This window comes from Pseudescherichia sp. (genome assembly GCF_031979925.1).
GTDB lineage: Bacteria > Pseudomonadota > Gammaproteobacteria > Enterobacterales > Enterobacteriaceae > Pseudescherichia.
Map to the genome: position 1 here is coordinate 31,575 of NZ_DALZFB010000002.1, position 15,552 is coordinate 47,126.

Annotated in this window: 16 protein-coding genes and 1 riboswitch; of the genes, 8 read left to right on the top strand and 8 right to left on the bottom strand. The window is 57.4% G+C overall.

Annotated elements, in window-relative coordinates:
- Window positions 1-520: 520 nt before the first annotated feature.
- Window positions 521-2,542 (top strand): excinuclease ABC subunit UvrB, encoded by a 2,022-nt coding sequence (gene uvrB, locus RTM13_RS03535; RefSeq protein WP_312210186.1) that lies wholly within the window; start codon window positions 521-523, stop codon window positions 2,540-2,542.
- A gap of 31 nt (window positions 2,543-2,573) precedes the next feature.
- On the opposite strand, the gene pmrB is transcribed toward uvrB, so the two are convergent.
- From pmrB to yvcK, 4 genes are all read right to left on the bottom strand, one after another.
- On the bottom strand, window positions 2,574-3,668 hold the full coding sequence (gene pmrB / locus RTM13_RS03540; RefSeq protein WP_312210188.1) for a two-component system sensor histidine kinase PmrB: 1,095 nt from the start codon (window positions 3,666-3,668) through the stop codon (window positions 2,574-2,576).
- A 4-nt stretch (window positions 3,669-3,672) separates the two neighbouring features.
- A complete protein-coding gene (gene pmrA / locus RTM13_RS03545) occupies window positions 3,673-4,344 on the bottom strand; it encodes a two-component system response regulator PmrA (RefSeq protein WP_312210190.1) in 672 nt (223 codons plus the stop codon).
- Window positions 4,345-4,347: 3 nt separating this feature from the next.
- A complete protein-coding gene (gene eptA / locus RTM13_RS03550; RefSeq protein WP_312210191.1) occupies window positions 4,348-5,985 on the bottom strand; it encodes a phosphoethanolamine transferase EptA in 1,638 nt (545 codons plus the stop codon).
- A 94-nt stretch (window positions 5,986-6,079) separates the two neighbouring features.
- The gene (yvcK, locus tag RTM13_RS03555; RefSeq protein WP_312210193.1) at window positions 6,080-6,988 is read right to left on the bottom strand and encodes a uridine diphosphate-N-acetylglucosamine-binding protein YvcK; all 909 of its coding nucleotides are present in this window, start codon (window positions 6,986-6,988) and stop codon (window positions 6,080-6,082) included.
- Between the two features lie 214 nt (window positions 6,989-7,202).
- Window positions 7,203-7,336, top strand: a riboswitch (molybdenum cofactor riboswitch).
- Here yvcK and moaA point away from each other — a divergent pair.
- The 6 genes from moaA (at window position 7,324) to RTM13_RS03585 (ending at window position 10,790) form a co-directional block, all read left to right on the top strand.
- Window positions 7,324-8,313: a GTP 3',8-cyclase MoaA gene (gene moaA / locus RTM13_RS03560; protein WP_312210195.1), complete on the top strand. Its 990-nt coding sequence runs from the start codon at window positions 7,324-7,326 to the stop codon at window positions 8,311-8,313. Its footprint overlaps the riboswitch before it by 13 nt.
- 20 nt (window positions 8,314-8,333) lie before the next feature.
- Window positions 8,334-8,846, top strand: coding sequence for a molybdenum cofactor biosynthesis protein B (moaB, locus tag RTM13_RS03565; RefSeq protein ID WP_312210197.1), 513 nt, complete (start codon window positions 8,334-8,336; stop codon window positions 8,844-8,846).
- Between the two features lie 3 nt (window positions 8,847-8,849).
- Entirely contained in the window at window positions 8,850-9,335 is a 486-nt protein-coding gene (gene moaC / locus RTM13_RS03570) for a cyclic pyranopterin monophosphate synthase MoaC (protein WP_042392252.1), read from the top strand.
- Window positions 9,328-9,573: a molybdopterin synthase sulfur carrier subunit gene (moaD, locus tag RTM13_RS03575; protein WP_312210198.1), complete on the top strand. Its 246-nt coding sequence runs from the start codon at window positions 9,328-9,330 to the stop codon at window positions 9,571-9,573. Before moaC ends, moaD begins: the two co-directional genes overlap by 8 nt.
- A 1-nt stretch (window position 9,574) precedes the next feature.
- Window positions 9,575-10,027, top strand: coding sequence for a molybdopterin synthase catalytic subunit MoaE (gene moaE / locus RTM13_RS03580; RefSeq protein ID WP_312210200.1), 453 nt, complete (start codon window positions 9,575-9,577; stop codon window positions 10,025-10,027).
- Window positions 10,028-10,085: 58 nt separating this feature from the next.
- The gene (locus tag RTM13_RS03585) at window positions 10,086-10,790 is read left to right on the top strand and encodes a Bax inhibitor-1/YccA family protein (RefSeq protein ID WP_312210202.1); all 705 of its coding nucleotides are present in this window, start codon (window positions 10,086-10,088) and stop codon (window positions 10,788-10,790) included.
- Window positions 10,791-10,875: 85 nt separating this feature from the next.
- On the opposite strand, the gene RTM13_RS03590 is transcribed toward RTM13_RS03585, so the two are convergent.
- From RTM13_RS03590 to RTM13_RS03600, 3 genes are read right to left on the bottom strand one after another with little or no spacing between them, the layout of a single operon-like run.
- Window positions 10,876-11,838 (bottom strand): YbhN family protein, encoded by a 963-nt coding sequence (locus RTM13_RS03590; protein WP_312210204.1) that lies wholly within the window; start codon window positions 11,836-11,838, stop codon window positions 10,876-10,878.
- Window positions 11,838-13,085, bottom strand: a complete 1,248-nt coding sequence (clsB, locus tag RTM13_RS03595) for a cardiolipin synthase ClsB (RefSeq protein ID WP_312210206.1) — start codon at window positions 13,083-13,085, stop codon at window positions 11,838-11,840. The genes RTM13_RS03590 and clsB overlap by 1 nt, the downstream gene beginning before the upstream one ends.
- Window positions 13,082-13,843 carry an endonuclease/exonuclease/phosphatase family protein gene (locus RTM13_RS03600; protein ID WP_312210208.1) on the bottom strand — a complete coding sequence of 254 codons (762 nt, stop codon included), beginning with the start codon at window positions 13,841-13,843 and terminating at the stop codon, window positions 13,082-13,084. Before RTM13_RS03600 ends, clsB begins: the two co-directional genes overlap by 4 nt.
- A gap of 133 nt (window positions 13,844-13,976) precedes the next feature.
- On the opposite strand from RTM13_RS03600, the gene RTM13_RS03605 reads away from it, so the two are divergent.
- Window positions 13,977-14,387, top strand: a complete 411-nt coding sequence (locus RTM13_RS03605) for a YbhQ family protein (protein ID WP_312210210.1) — start codon at window positions 13,977-13,979, stop codon at window positions 14,385-14,387.
- Here RTM13_RS03605 and RTM13_RS03610 read toward each other — a convergent pair.
- The gene (locus RTM13_RS03610; RefSeq protein ID WP_312210212.1) at window positions 14,349-15,455 is read right to left on the bottom strand and encodes an ABC transporter permease; all 1,107 of its coding nucleotides are present in this window, start codon (window positions 15,453-15,455) and stop codon (window positions 14,349-14,351) included. The genes RTM13_RS03605 and RTM13_RS03610 overlap by 39 nt on opposite strands.
- Window positions 15,456-15,552 lie beyond the last annotated feature (97 nt).

The window sequence follows — 15,552 nt, forward strand, 5'->3', positions numbered from 1 at the left end:
AGCAAATGCGATAAAAAATGGTGGGAAAATTTTTTTACCTGCGCACCGTTTCGCAAAACCTGGTTTTCGCTGAGTCACAGGGGGTACGGGCTGGCGACAGTTATCCACTATTCCTGTGGATAACCTTGTGCATTAGAGTTAGAAAACGCGTGCAAAGCGAGAGAGCACGCGGCCTGGGCATGAATTGATGCGAAACGCGGCTTTTTGTATAAAAATAATAAATTCAATAAGTTAGATAAAAGCAACGGATGTAAGAAAAGTGTCACCCACTGACACAAAACTTTCACCACCCGACTTGACAAATGTTAAATCGCAAAAAGTTCTGGGGATAAGATATTTTTTTTAGTTTTTAATTCTGTCCCTGGCGCAAATTTTCCTTACTGCGCTTGAAATTGCCTTAAGTAACACAGATATTCTGGTCTGCCACTGGCTTTTTATCCAGTATAAATTATTGGCAAAATCCGCTGTCGCGAGTAAAATTACTCACCTGCACGCTCATTCCTTCATCAGGTAGCCATTCATGAGTAAACCATTCAAACTGAATTCCGCTTTTCGTCCCTCTGGCGATCAGCCAGAAGCCATTCGCCGCCTGAAAGAGGGGCTGGAGGACGGGCTGGCGCACCAGACCCTGCTCGGGGTAACCGGTTCAGGGAAGACGTTTACCGTTGCCAACGTGATCGCCGATCTCCAGCGACCGACGATGGTGCTTGCGCCGAATAAAACCCTGGCGGCACAGCTCTATGGCGAAATGAAGGAGTTTTTCCCGGACAACGCCGTGGAGTACTTCGTCTCTTACTACGACTACTACCAGCCAGAAGCATATGTGCCCAGCTCCGATACTTTCATCGAAAAGGATGCCTCGGTGAACGAGCACATCGAGCAGATGCGTCTCTCGGCAACCAAAGCGCTGCTGGAGCGCCGTGACGTCGTGGTGGTGGCCTCGGTATCGGCCATCTACGGCCTCGGCGACCCCGATCTCTACCTGAAGATGATGCTGCACCTGACTATCGGCATGATCATTAACCAGCGTGATATCCTGCGCCGCCTGTCGGAGTTACAGTACACGCGTAACGATCAGGCTTTCCAGCGTGGCACCTTCCGCGTGCGCGGCGAAGTGATCGATATCTTCCCGGCGGAGTCGGACGACGTGGCACTGCGCGTTGAGCTGTTTGACGAGGAGGTTGAGCGCCTGTCGCTGTTCGATCCGCTGACCGGCCACGTTGAATCCACCATTCAGCGCTACACCGTCTACCCCAAAACCCACTACGTCACCCCGCGCGAGCGCATCGTGCAGGCGATGGAAGACATTAAGGTAGAGCTGGCGGACCGGCGCAAGACGTTGCTGGCGAATAACAAGCTGCTGGAAGAGCAGCGTATTACCCAGCGCACCCAGTTTGACCTCGAGATGATGAACGAGCTGGGCTACTGCTCAGGGATTGAGAACTACTCCCGCTACCTCTCCGGACGCGGTCCGGGTGAAGCGCCGCCGACGCTGTTTGACTACCTGCCAGCCGACGGCCTGCTGGTGATCGACGAATCCCACGTCACTATTCCGCAGATCGGCGGCATGTACCGTGGCGACCGGGCGCGTAAAGAGACGCTGGTAGAGTACGGCTTCCGCCTGCCGTCGGCGCTGGACAACCGTCCGATGAAGTTTGAAGAGTTCGAGGGCCTGGCCCCGCAGACCATCTACGTCTCGGCGACGCCGGGCAACTACGAGCTGGAGAAGTCCGGGGAAGAGATTGTCGATCAGGTGGTGCGTCCCACAGGCCTGCTTGATCCCATTATCGAAGTTCGCCCGGTGGGCACGCAGGTGGACGATCTGCTGTCGGAGATCCGCAAGCGCGTCGCCATTAACGAGCGCGTGCTGGTTACTACGCTGACCAAGCGCATGGCCGAGGACCTGACCGAGTATCTGGAAGAGCACGGCGAGAAGGTGCGCTACCTGCACTCGGATATCGACACCGTCGAACGTATGGAGATTATCCGCGACCTGCGTCTGGGCGAGTTCAACGTGCTGGTGGGGATCAACCTCCTGCGTGAGGGGCTGGATATGCCTGAGGTTTCGCTGGTGGCGATCCTCGACGCAGATAAAGAGGGCTTCCTGCGCTCGGAGCGCTCGTTGATCCAGACCATTGGTCGTGCGGCGCGTAACGTCAACGGTAAGGCTATTCTGTATGGGGATAAAATCACCCCGTCGATGGCGAAAGCGATCGGTGAAACCGAGCGTCGCCGGGCGAAGCAGCAGCAGTACAACGAAGAGCACGGCATTACGCCGCAGGGTCTGAATAAGAAAGTGGTCGATATTCTGGCGCTGGGCGAGAACATCGCCAAGACCAAAGCAAAAGGTCGCGGAAAATCCCGCTCACCGGTGGTGGTGGACGAGTCCGAGATGGCGCTGACGCCGAAGGCGCTGCAACAGAAGATCCACGAACTGGAGGCGCAAATGCTACAGCACGCTCAGAACCTAGAGTTCGAAGAGGCGGCGCAGCTGCGCGATCGCCTCCATCAGCTTCGCGATCTCTTTATTGCAGCGTCCTGATCTGCCTAAACAATTTGCTTAAACAATCTGCCTAAACAACAGGCGGAAACCGCACCCAGGCCCGCACACCGGGCTTCGGCGTGCGGTTATGCAGATAAAACTGTCCGTCGTGCAGCTGGGCGATACGGCTGACGATGCTCAGCCCCAGCCCAATGCCCCCGTAGCGGCTGTCCATCCGCACAAAGGCTTTGCTCAGCTCTTTGCTTTTCGCCTCGTCCACGCCGGGGCCTTCATCTTCCACTGCCAACACCGGGGCAGGCGTCTGCTCAAGCTTGAGGGTAATAACGCTTTTCTCCGGGCTGTAGCGGTGAGCGTTCTCCACCAGATTTCTTAGCAGCACGCGGAGCTGTACGGCGTCGCCGCGTACCGCCACGTCTTCCCGATGCTCAGGCAGCGCCAGGGTCTGCTGGCGAGTGCTCAACATCGTGTGCAGCTCATCCTGTAGCGGCAGCATCACGTCGCGGATCAGCATCACCTGCTGATAGCTGCCCGCCGAGAACGACTGGGCCATGCGTGCCAGCTGCAGAAGCTGGGAGACGCTCTCCGTCATCTGGTCAATACGTAAGATTAGGCGGCTAACGTCAACGGAAGGGTAGCTTTTTGCCAGCAGCTCCAGGTGTAGACGCAGCCCCGCCAGCGGGGTACGCAGCTCGTGAGCGACATCGGCAGTAAAGAGCCGCTCGCGATCGAGCGTCAGGTTCAGTCGCGCCACCAGCTGGTTAATGGCCGAACTGACCGCTTCTACCTCTGCAGACGGATTATCGAGCACAATGGGCTGCAAATTGTCGGGCGTGCGTAGCTCCAGCTCGCGATGCAGATCGTGCAGGGGGCGGATGATGAGCTTCACCGCCTGCATGCAGAGCAGCAGGGCGATGCCAATAATAAACAGGCTCGGTACCAGCAGGCTGGCAACCGCTTCGCGCACCTCATGCTCAATGTGCTCATGGTTGTTGTGCTTATAGATTGCGCTCTCAACCAGCAGCTGGATCTGCTCCTTGCTCTCATGCCACAGCCAGAAGACGCTGATGAGCTGAAACACCACAAGGATTGACCCAATGGTCAACAACAGGCGTCCGCGGAGCGTCCATCGGCTGGGGGAGAGCACCTTTTTTATCTTCTCTGGCATAGGGTCAGGTTGTCTGTTCCATTTTAATCAGCTGATAGCCAAAACCACGCACCGTGCGGATACGATCTTTGCCAATCTTTTCCCGCAAATTGTGGATATGTACCTCCAGGGTATTGGTGGCTGGCTCATTATCCCAGTTATAGATGTCATTATAGAGAATTTCCCGGTGCACCGGGCTACCCGCCTTAAGCATCAGGCGTGACAGCAGAGCGTACTCTTTTGGCGTCAGATCCATAGTGTGCCCAGCCAGCCACACCTGCCGGGTATTAACGTTCAGGCGTAGGTCGTCAACGATAATTTCGCTATCGCCCTGGTTGGTATGGCGGCGCAGCAATGCCCGGATGCGGGCGTTCAGCTCCTCCAGCGCAAAGGGCTTAATCAGATAGTCGTCCGCGCCCGCGTCCAGCCCGCAGATACGATCCTCCACGGTATCGCGGGCGGTCAGGATCAGCACCGGCAGGGAGACCTTCTCCCGCCGCAGCCGCTGCAACAGATGCAGGCCATCTTCATCCGGCAGCCCCAGATCGAGCACAATCAGGCTGTAGTGTCCTGACGTCAGACAGAGCATCGCCTCCCGGCTGGTGCTCACGCCGTCGCAGGCGTACCCCTCTGACTGCATTGCGAGAATGAGTCCCTGCAACAGTAGGGTATCATCTTCTACGATTAATATTTTCATTCACTATGACTCCCTGCACGCGGCCAAAATATCATCGGCTGGATGATAAACCTGGGTCTGTACGCCCGTAATACCCAGCATGGTTGAAAACAGATTGTCCTGCGAAAAAGCCTCGCTGGCGGCGCGTTTTTGCAGACATGCTTCACTCACCCGATAACGCTGCTGAAAATCCTGCGATAGCCAGATCAGCATCGGCACATGTTTCTGCGACTCCGGCGCGATGGCGTAGGGCAGGCCATGCAGATAGACGCCATTTTCACCTAAAGACTCCCCGTGATCGGAGAGGTAGACCAGGCTGGTGGTAAATTTATCCTGCTGCGCCTGCAGCAGTTTTATCGCTTTATCGACGACATAGTCGACGTACAGTACCGTATTATCGTAAGTGTTTTTAAGCTGTTCTTGCGAACAGGTCTGGATTTCGTTGGTATCGCAGGTCGGGGTAAATTTCCTGAACTGCGGCGGATAGCGTTCGTAATAGGTCGGGCCGTGGCTGCCGATGGTATGCAGGACGATCAGTCCGTCGCCTTGTAGCTTATCGATATACTGCGCCAAATCATGGAAGAGAATATCGTCCCGGCACTCACCCGCCGTGCAGTCATCCACCAGGTTCAGCGCCGTCACGTCCTGATGAGGAACCCGGTCGCAGGCCCCTTTGCAGCCGCCGTCGTTCTCGTTCCACAGTACCTGAATACCCGCGCGCTGGATAATATCCAGCAGGCCTTCCCGATGGTGGGCCAGCTGCTCGTCGTAGTTCTTGCGCGCCATCCCAGAGAACATGCAGGGAACGGAGACCGCCGTCACCGTGCCGCAGGAGCTGGTCTGTGGGAAGTAGACTACGTTATCCTGCTTAAGCCGTGGATTGGTGTCGCGCCCGTAGCCGGAGAGAGAGAAATCCTCTGCTCGTGAGGTTTCACCCACCACCAGAATAGTTAAATTCTTTTTCGCGCCCTGATGCATCTGCGGCACCAGCGCGGCGTCTTCGCCTAACTTCACCAGCGGCAGGTTATCCATACGATGGTGCTTATAGTAAGAGTAGACGGCGGTAATGCTGTTAGAGGGTCCCAGAGATTTCACCAGTTCACGATTATTGCGAAACAGCGAGGCGTAATCTTTATAGAAAAAGAGCGCTACCACCAGCAGCACGGCGACCGACACGAGAATATTCGCCCCCCGCAACAGCAGGCTACGCCAGCCGGAAGGGTGTTTTTTAATCCGCAGCCAGCAGGCCAGCATGGCCATCAGCACCCCGGAGATCCCAATCGTCAGCAGCAGCTGGGGCGTGAGTAAAGCAAAGCTTTCGGCTGGGGTGGTATCAAGAATATTGGCGATCATGGTACGGTCGATAATCACGCCGTAGGTCCAGATAAAGTACTGGGTCGCCGCGCAGAGCAGGATAAACAGGCAGATCAGCAGCCGATCCAGCCAGATAAACGACGCCAGGGTGGTCAGGATATTGATCACGCAGAAGGTAACGATCGGCATCGATAAAAATACTGCCAGCGACCACGGCGAATGTACCGCCAGCAACGTCCAGGCCTGACGATAAAAGACGAGATTCAGCACGACGGCAATATAGAACGAAAACAGGATGGTAAAGGTCATGCGCCCTAGGGCAGGCCTGTAGAACGGGAACATACGCATACATTACTTCCAGAAAAGAGTATGTTGCGTATGCTCACAGAAGAGGGTTAAGGGAACCTTAAGATCTTCAGAAAAGTCCGAGGATGTAAAAAACTTAGCCCAGCCGCTGTACCGCCTGCTCCAGCGCGGCACGCAGCAGGTGACGATCGTGATGATGGGGAACGTCGCTGGCCTCCAGCGCCTCCTGGACCACGATGCGGTCGCTGAGATCCGCCGTCTCCGCCTCTGGCCCCACCACGACGGCGTCCACGATCCGCTTGCCTACGCGCTGCTCTAACAGAGCCAGCTTAGCGGCCAGATTCATTCGTGCCGCCTCGGCGCTCAGCTCCTTGCCTAAGTTGTCGATATAGACCACCGGGGCTGGGGTGCGGCGCAGCGCCTGGGCAAGATCGCCAAGCAGCACCAACGGCATTAGGCTGGTGTAAAAGCTGCCGGGGCCAATCAGAATAAGATCCGATTCGGCAATGGCGTCTGTCGCTTCCCGGGTAGCGGGCACGGAGGGGAAGAGCATCAGCTCCTGAATGGGGGTAGTCAGCCCATCGACGTTGACCTCGCCGTAGACCGTGTGTCCCTCGCTGTCGATAGCCATCAGATCTACCGGCTGCTCCGACATCGGGATCAAAAACGCATCGACCTTCAACAGGTTGCGAATTAAATTGATCGCTTCCAGAGGCCTTACGCTAAGGTGGTCCAGCGCCTTTAACATCAGATTTCCGAGGTTATGGCCCGAAAGCTCGCCATTACCTGTAAAACGATACTCAAACATCGCCGAAGCGACGCTCTGCTCAGTGATTAACTGGTTTAAACAGTTACGCATATCGCCCCAGGCGATGCCGCCCTCGGCGCGACGAATACGCCCGGTTGACCCGCCGTTGTCGGTGGTGGTGACGATCCCCGTCAGCCTTGAACCCAGCGATCCCAGCGAGGACATAACGCGACCCAGACCGTGTCCGCCGCCGAGGGCGACAACCCGATCAAGATCCGCAAGCGTACGACTACGCATAGCTTTTCCTTAATGGCTAAAAAACTGCGCTACGTTAACGTAAATACCACTAAAAGACGATGCCCCAGGCGGGTGAAAATGATGCATATCAAGGCAAGAGGCTGATTTTCACGTATTCTGTAATGAAAATGCATGATTAAGCCGCTATATATAATTTTATATAGCGATAGGCGAGGATGGCGAAAGTCACTTTATCGCGCTACTATCGCTATCTATAGCGTTAACACACTCTAGCCTCTGCGCCTACGTCTTAAGGATACGGTGCTTTGGCCGTGGCAGTTGCCACCAGGGTGCAGGAAGAAATGACTGCATCTCCCGTATTTGGAAAGGTGTACATGGCCTCACAGCTTACCGATGCATTCGCGCGTAAGTTCTATTACCTGCGTCTGTCTATTACCGACGTGTGCAATTTTCGTTGCACCTACTGCCTGCCCGATGGCTACAAGCCGGGCGGGGTCACCAACAAAAGCTTTCTGACCCTCGATGAAATTCGGCGGGTGACCCGTGCGTTCTCCGCGCTCGGCACGGAGAAGGTGCGGCTGACCGGCGGGGAGCCCTCGCTGCGCCGCGACTTTACCGAGATCATCGCCGCAGTGCGGGAGAACGCCGCTATCCGCCAGCTGGCGGTGACCACCAACGGCTATCGCCTGGCGCGGGACGTGGCCAGCTGGCGTGAAGCCGGGCTGACCGCCATCAACGTCAGCATCGACAGCCTCGATGCCCGGCAGTTCCATGCCATCACCGGGCAGGATAAGTTTCACCAGGTGATGCAGGGCATTGATGCCGCTTTCGAGGCGGGCTTTGAAAAGGTCAAGGTCAACACCGTGCTGATGCGCGACGTCAACCATCACCAGCTTGATACCTTCCTGGCGTGGATCCAGTCTCGTCCCATTCAACTGCGCTTTATCGAGCTAATGGAGACCGGCGAGGGGAGCGATCTGTTCCGCAAGCATCACCTCTCCGGCATGGTGCTGCGCGATGAGCTGCTGCGTCGCGGCTGGATCCAGAAGCTGCGCGGCCGCAGCGACGGCCCGGCGCAGGTCTTCTGCCACCCGGACTACAGCGGTGAAATCGGCCTGATCATGCCCTATGAGAAAGACTTCTGCGCCAGCTGCAACCGGCTGCGCGTCTCGTCGGTGGGCAAGCTGCATCTCTGCCTGTTCGGCGACGGCGGCGTGAGCCTGCGCGATCTTCTGGCGGAAGATGCCCAGCAGGCGGAGCTGGAAGCGCGCATCGCTGAGGCGCTGACGCACAAGAAGCAGACCCACTTTCTCCATCAGGGCAATACCGGCATCACGCAAAATCTTTCCTATATCGGCGGATAAACCTTACAAGGAGGCAGTTTATGAGTCAGGCCAGCGCAGAGTTTGTCCCGGCACGCATTGCCGTGCTGACCGTTTCCAGCCGTCGCGGCGAAGAGGAGGATACCTCCGGCCACTTCCTGCGCGATGCAGCTCACGAAGCGGGTCATCAGGTGGTGGCGAAAGCCATCGTCAAGGAGAACCGCTACGCCATTCGCGCTCAGGTCTCAGCGTGGATCGCCAGTGATGAAGTGCAGGTTATCGTGATCAACGGCGGCACCGGCTTTACCACCGGTGACCAGACCCCGGAGGCGCTGCTGCCGCTCTTCGATCGCGAGGTTGAAGGCTTTGGTGAGGTGTTCCGCATGCTCTCCTTCGAGGAGATTGGCACCGCCACGCTCCAGTCCCGCGCGGTGGCCGGTATCGCTAACGACACGCTGATTTTTGCCATGCCTGGCTCAACCAAAGCCTGCCGTACCGCATGGGAGAATATTATTGCGCCGCAGCTCGATGCGCGTACCCGTCCGTGCAATTTTCACCCCCATTTGAAGAAATAAGCTATGTCTCAACTGACCCACATTAACGCTGCCGGTGAGGCGCACATGGTCGATGTCTCAGCAAAAGCCGAGACCGTGCGTGAAGCGCAGGCGGAAGCCTTTGTCACCATGCTCCCTGAGACGCTGGCGATGATTATCGACGGCAGTCACCATAAGGGCGACGTCTTTGCGACCGCGCGTATTGCCGGTATCCAGGCAGCGAAGCGCACCTGGGAGCTGATCCCCCTGTGCCATCCACTGATGCTTAGCAAGGTTGAAGTGAATCTGGAGGCGCAGCCGGAACAGAGTCGGGTGCGCATTACTACCCTGTGCCGCCTGACCGGCAAGACTGGCGTCGAGATGGAGGCGCTAACGGCGGCTTCGGTGGCGGCGCTGACTATCTATGACATGTGTAAAGCGGTGCAGAAAGATATGGTGATTGGCCCGGTTCGCCTGCTGGCGAAGAGCGGTGGCAAATCCGGTGATTTCAGGGCGGATAACGATGATTAGAGTTCTCTTTTTTGCCCAGGTGCGGGAGCTGGTGGGCTGCGATAGCCTGACGCTGGAGAGCGAGTTCCCTAGCGTGGAAGCGCTGCGTCAACAGCTGGCCGCCAGGGGTGACCGTTGGGCGCTGGCGCTGGAGGAGGGCCGCCTGCTGGCGGCAGTCAACCAGACGCTGGTGAGCTTTGACCATCCGGTGGTGAACGGCGACGAAGTCGCACTCTTCCCACCGGTCACGGGAGGCTAAGATGAGTGACACCCGCATTCGCGTAGGACTCGAGCCTTTTAGCGTCGGCGAGGAGTATACCTGGCTGGCGGAACGCGACGAAGAGGGGGCGGTGGTCACCTTCACCGGCAAGGTGCGCAATCATAATCTCGGTGACAGCGTGCGCGCCCTGACCCTGGAGCACTATCCTGGCATGACCGAAAAAACGCTGGTGGATATCGTTCAGCAGGCCCGCGATCGCTGGCCACTGGGCCGCGTCACGGTGATCCATCGCATTGGCGAGCTGTGGCCAGGGGATGAGATTGTCTTCGTTGGCGTCACCAGCGTCCATCGCGGTAGCGCTTTTGCCGCCGGAGAGTACATTATGGACTACCTGAAGACCCGCGCCCCCTTCTGGAAGCGAGAGGCGACGGAGGAGGGCGATCGTTGGGTCGAGGCGCGGGAGAGCGACCAGCAGGCGGCTAAGCGCTGGTAAGCCGCTTTCCTGAGGATGTGTTACCCTTAGAAGCGTGTTCACTTAACAGGAGTTAATCATGGACCGATTCCCACGATCCGATTCAATTGTCCAGGCCCGCGGCGGGCTGCAAACCTACATGGCCCAGGTCTACGGTTGGATGACCTGCGGACTGTTCCTGACGGCGTTTATCGCCTGGTTCGCGGCCAATACCCCTGCGGTGATGATGTTTGTCTTCTCCAGCAAAATCACCTTCTTTGGCCTGATCATTGCCCAACTGGCGCTGGTGTTCGTGCTCTCCGGGCTGGTGCATAAGCTCAGCGCGGCGATGGCTACCACGCTGTTTATGCTCTACTCGGCGCTGACCGGTTTGACCCTTGCCAGCATCTTTGTGGTCTATACCTACTCGTCCATCGCCAGCACCTTTGTGGTGACCGGCGGCATGTTTGGGGCGATGAGCCTCTACGGCTACACCACTAAGCGCGACCTGAGCGGCTTCGGCAATATGCTGTTTATGGCGTTGATTGGCATTGTGCTGGCCTCGCTGGTCAACTTCTGGCTGAAGAGCGAGACGCTGATGTGGATAGTAACCTATATCGGGGTGATTGTTTTCGTTGGCCTGACGGCCTATGACACGCAGAAGCTGAAAAATATCGGCGAGCAGATTGACGTCAGCGACACCGGCAACCTGCGTAAATACGCTATCCTCGGGGCGCTGACGCTCTATCTGGACTTTATCAACCTGTTCCTGATGCTGCTGCGGATTTTTGGCAACCGCAGATAAGGTAAACGCCGGGCGGCACGATGTTTGCCCGGCCTACAAAACTGTAGCCCCGGTAAGCGTCAGCGCCACCGGGGATAATGTTCCTCTATTTCTGCATTGCTCTCTCGTTCTTCGCCCGCAGCTTTTTCGCCCGGCTTTCCAGCACCAGATAACAGACCAGCGCCAGCATCAGCGGCAGGAAGTAGTAGAGCACGCGATAGGCGAGCAGGGCGGCGATGATCTTGCCGTGCGAGACGTGCTCACCCGCCAGCAGAGCGATAAACACCGCCTCCAGCACGCCGATCCCCGCCGGGATATGGACGATCACCCCGGCGATACTGCTCACCAGCAGCACGCCCAGCACGAAGAAGTAGTTCACCTCCTGGCCCAGCAGCAGCCAGATAATCGCCCCCATCGCCATCCAGTTAGCGCTGGAGATCACCATCTGTGCCAGCGCAAACTTAAACGAGGGCAGCACCAGCTTCTGGCCCTTCACCGTCATATGGCGGCGTTTTGCAAAGGCGCAGAACCAGAGGTAGGCGGCGATCATCAGCAGCAGCACTACACCAACGATGCGCAGCGTACCTTCGTCGATATACCAGTGCGAGGGCAGCTGAACGATGCCGAAGGTAAAGATGATCCCGCCCAGCAGGATGTAGCCCAGCCAGTTGGTGGTAATGCTTAACGAGAAGATGCGGGTGATGGTGCTGCTGGGCAGGCCGAGGCGGGAGTAGAGGCGATAGCGCATGCCAATCCCGCCCACCCACGTACTGAGGGTCAGGTTAAAGGCGTAGCAGACAAACGACACCAGCATCACCTGGCGTGCCGCCAGTTTATGCCCGCAATAGGCGCGGGCCAGCAGATCATAGCAGCCATAAAGCAGGTAGCTCACCACCACCAGCGCAGCGGAGATCAGCAGCGGTGTGCGGTTATAGTTACGGATAACGTTCCAGACGTCGCCCCAGTCCACCGTACGGGCATAGACCACCAGCAGCACCGTTACGGCAATAAAGAAGACCCAGGTCAGGATCTTTTTCGCCAGCCGCCAGCGCGGATGTGATTTGCTCATCAGGGATTAACCTCTCTGCTTTCCGTATCGACGCGATCCTGAGTCTCCATCTCCGGCTGTACCGGAGGCTTTACGAGCGAAAGCTTAGGCGTATGAGCTGGCAGCCAGCCCACCATGGCCGGGAATTTACGCAGGAAGTGGAACACCACTACGCTTTTTGCCAGGTTCCACCATGTGCGTCTTGGCACCATGGTCTCATCCACCCGCACGCAGTCATGCTGCAGGATGCCGTTCAGGTTGTCGCGCAGGGTCTGGTTAAAGCTGCGATCGTGGATAATCAGGTTAGCTTCCAGGTTAAGCGACAGGCTGAGAGGATCGAGGTTACTGGAGCCGACGGTGGCCCAGTGATCGTCCATTACCGCTACCTTGCCGTGCAGCGGGCGGCGGCGGTACTCATACACCTGCACGCCGCCCTTCACTAAATAGTTATAGAGCAGACGCGCACCCACCTTCACGATGGGCATATCCGGCTCGCCCTGAACAATCAGCTTTACCGTTACGCCACGGCGGGCGGCATTGCGCATCGCATGCAGCAGGCGATAGCCAGGGAAGAAGTAGGCGTTGGCGATAATGACTTCACGTTTGGCGTTCGCCAGCATCTTCAGATAGTGACGCTCAATGTCGTCCCGGTGATCGTCATTATCTCGCCAGACAAACAGCGCCTGCGCCTCGCCGGGCTGCCGATTATCCGGTGCCTGATGACGACGACGTTGCTGCCACCAGCGGCGGGTCTGGGCGTGCTCCGGCAGGTTCTCGAGTTCGAACTGGAGGATATCCTCTACCACCGGACCTTCTACGCGCACGGCGTAGTCCTGCTTGGCTTCCGGGCCGTAGTCGCTCATATGCTCGGCGGAGTAGTTAATGCCGCCGACAAACGCCACGGTGCTATCGATCACTACAATCTTACGGTGCATCCGGCGGAAAACGTTGGTGCGCATGCCAAACAGCGGCGGGCGCGGATCGTAGTAGCGGAACACTACCCCGGCGGCGGTAAGCTGGCCGACGAACTCATCGCTGAGATCGGGGGAGCCGTAGCCGTCCAGCAGCACTTCGATATTCACTCCGCGCTGGGCGGTACGCAGCAGCACAGCATGGAGCTGGCGGCCCACGTCGTCGTCAAACCAGATAAAGGTTTCCAGGATCACTTTACGCTGTGCCTGCTCAATGGCTTTGAACACAGCCGGGTAGTATTCGTCACCGTTCTCCAGCAGCTGGATGCGGTTTCCTTCTCGCCATCCGCATTTCATAGATGAATCTCCGCGCTTAGTGGGGCATGGTCAGACAAATGACGCCAGTTACGCAGCGGCAACGCCGTAGGGGCGCTGGCATTGGCATTCTTAACATAGATACGGTCAAGACGCAGCAGCGGCAGGCTGACCGGAAACGTACGCGCCGGGCGGCCCTTCGCGCGGGTAAAGATCTCCTCCAGTCCCGCCTGCTTTTTCAGCGGGTAGTTCGCTTTGACCCGCCAGTCGTTAAAGTCGCCCGCCACCAGTACTGGCTCCCCTTCCGGGAAGGAGTTAACCCACTCGGCCAGCATAGTGAGCTGGGCCTGACGGTGCGACTCGCGTAACCCGAGATGGACGCAGATAACGTGGATCGGGCGGTTAGTCTGCGGCGGTACAATGCGGCAGTAGAGCAGGCCGCGTTTCTCGCTGCCGTCAACGGAGACGTCACGGTTCTCATAGTGCACTATCGGATAGCGGGAGAGCACCGCGTTGCCATGATGACCTTCAGGATAGACGGCGTTACGACCGTAAGCGAAATCGCTCCACATCGTATCGGCCAGAAATTCATAGTGGGTGGTATCGGGCCAATTTTCCACATGCAACGGATGCACCTCGTGCGCGCCCATCACCTCTTGCAGACAGACGATATCCGCGCCGACGGTACGAACCGCGTCGCGTAACTCCGGTAAAATAAAGCGTTTGTTAAACGCGGTGAAACCCTTGTGTGTGTTGATCGTAAGTACTTTTAAAGAGAATGGCCGATTCTGTTCTGTCATCTTGTATCCCGCCAGTGACGCTGTCCTGTTGGAAATAAAGTGTAGTATCTGTCACAAAAAGATGCGGCCTTACGGATTTTTCCGTAAAGTCCGGTAATCTCAACAACAGATAAAATTCTTCAGGAGAGAATCCATGAAGTGGCAACAGCGTATTCGCGTGGCAACCGGCCTCGGTTGCTGGCAGATTATGTCGCATTTTATTGTCGTAGCGGCGCTGGTAATGGGCTGGATGAGCGGGGCGCTGGTGCGCGTCGGCTTAAGCCTGTGCGTGGTTTATGGCGTTACGGTATTGCTGATGCTGGTCCTGCAGCGTCATCATGACGGACTCTGGCGTGAAGTAGGGGATTTTCTCGAGGAGCTGACTACCTCCTGGTACTTCGGCACCTCTATCATTGCCCTATGGCTGCTCTCCCGTGTGGTGCATAACGACCTGCTGCTGGCCCCGGTAGGTCTGGCGATCCTTGCTGGCCCGGCGATTGTGTCGCTGCTGGCAAAAGATAATAAGCTACGCAACGTTCCGCCGGAACATCGCGTAGGCCACTGATCCGGTCGTGGCCGCGATAACCAGCAGCGGCCACAGGCTTCCCCAGACAATATCCAGACTCGCGTCCTTCAGATAGATCTGCTTGGTGATATCGGTGAAATGCCGAATCGGGTTCACCCACGTCAAATGTTGTAGCCAGACCGGCATGTTCTCCACCGGCGACACGTAGCCGGAGAGCAGGATCGCCGGCATCATAAAGACAAACACGCCGATAAACGCCTGCTGCTGCGTGGCACAGAGCGCGGAGATCAGCAGGCCAAAGCCCACCAGCGACAGGCCGTAGATCAGCATCGTGAAGTAGAATAGCAGCAGCGAACCGGCGAAGGGGATCTGGTAGGCCCAGATGCCGATCCCCAGCACGATGCTGGCCTGGAAGGTGGCGACGATCAGGGCCGGAACCGCTTTGCCGATGAAAATCTGCCAGGTGGCGAGGGGCGACACCAGCAGCTGATCGAGGGTGCCCTGTTCCCGTTCGCGGGCCACCGACAGCGAGGTGACAATCATCACGCCGATGGTGGTGATCATGGCGATCAGTGACGGCACCACGAACCATTTGTAGTCGAGATTGGGGTTATACCAGTTCCGCACCACCAGCTCGCTGTTGTTAGGCTTCGCTTTTCCCACCATCAGCTCCTGCTGATACTCCTTTACCACCTGCTGAAGATAGTTGGCGGCAATCTGCGCGCTGTTAGAGTTACGACCGTCGAGGATCAGCTGCATCGGCGCGGTCTGGAAAGTATCGAGGTTGCGCGAGAAATCCGCCGGGAAACGGACCAGCAGCAGCGCCTTTTGCGTATCGAGGGTGGGCTGAATCTCTTGCGGGCTTCTCAGCAGCAGAACGTGGGTAAAGGCTTTGGCGCGGGCAAAGCGCTGGGTCAGCTCTACCGCATGTCTGCCGTTGTCTTCGTTATAGATAGCGATAGTGGCGTTGGTCACTTCAAGGGTGGCGGCAAAAGGGAACAGCAGCACCTGGATCAGTACCGGCACAATCAGGATCGCGCGGGTCTGCGGCTCCCGCAGCAGGGATTGCAGCTCTTTGCGGATCAGCGTCCATAAGCGGTGAAACATATTGTTATCCTCTTTTCCCGCCGATGCATCCTGTAGGCCGGGCAAACGCAGTGCCGCCCGGCATGACGAAGTCAACAGATAAACGCCCGGTGGCGCT

What these genes read in the sequence shown, in the direction of transcription:
- uvrB (WP_312210186.1), top strand. Translation starts at nt 521, where the DNA reads ATGAGTAAACCATTCAAACTGAATTCCGCTTTTCGTCCCTCTGGCGAT.
- pmrB (WP_312210188.1), bottom strand. Translation starts at nt 3,668, where the DNA reads ATGCCAGAGAAGATAAAAAAGGTGCTCTCCCCCAGCCGATGGACGCTC.
- pmrA (WP_312210190.1), bottom strand. Translation starts at nt 4,344, where the DNA reads ATGAAAATATTAATCGTAGAAGATGATACCCTACTGTTGCAGGGACTC.
- eptA (WP_312210191.1), bottom strand. Translation starts at nt 5,985, where the DNA reads ATGCGTATGTTCCCGTTCTACAGGCCTGCCCTAGGGCGCATGACCTTT.
- yvcK (WP_312210193.1), bottom strand. Translation starts at nt 6,988, where the DNA reads ATGCGTAGTCGTACGCTTGCGGATCTTGATCGGGTTGTCGCCCTCGGC.
- moaA (WP_312210195.1), top strand. Translation starts at nt 7,324, where the DNA reads ATGGCCTCACAGCTTACCGATGCATTCGCGCGTAAGTTCTATTACCTG.
- moaB (WP_312210197.1), top strand. Translation starts at nt 8,334, where the DNA reads ATGAGTCAGGCCAGCGCAGAGTTTGTCCCGGCACGCATTGCCGTGCTG.
- moaC (WP_042392252.1), top strand. Translation starts at nt 8,850, where the DNA reads ATGTCTCAACTGACCCACATTAACGCTGCCGGTGAGGCGCACATGGTC.
- moaD (WP_312210198.1), top strand. Translation starts at nt 9,328, where the DNA reads ATGATTAGAGTTCTCTTTTTTGCCCAGGTGCGGGAGCTGGTGGGCTGC.
- moaE (WP_312210200.1), top strand. Translation starts at nt 9,575, where the DNA reads ATGAGTGACACCCGCATTCGCGTAGGACTCGAGCCTTTTAGCGTCGGC.
- RTM13_RS03585 (WP_312210202.1), top strand. Translation starts at nt 10,086, where the DNA reads ATGGACCGATTCCCACGATCCGATTCAATTGTCCAGGCCCGCGGCGGG.
- RTM13_RS03590 (WP_312210204.1), bottom strand. Translation starts at nt 11,838, where the DNA reads ATGAGCAAATCACATCCGCGCTGGCGGCTGGCGAAAAAGATCCTGACC.
- clsB (WP_312210206.1), bottom strand. Translation starts at nt 13,085, where the DNA reads ATGAAATGCGGATGGCGAGAAGGAAACCGCATCCAGCTGCTGGAGAAC.
- RTM13_RS03600 (WP_312210208.1), bottom strand. Translation starts at nt 13,843, where the DNA reads ATGACAGAACAGAATCGGCCATTCTCTTTAAAAGTACTTACGATCAAC.
- RTM13_RS03605 (WP_312210210.1), top strand. Translation starts at nt 13,977, where the DNA reads ATGAAGTGGCAACAGCGTATTCGCGTGGCAACCGGCCTCGGTTGCTGG.
- RTM13_RS03610 (WP_312210212.1), bottom strand. Translation starts at nt 15,455, where the DNA reads ATGTTTCACCGCTTATGGACGCTGATCCGCAAAGAGCTGCAATCCCTG.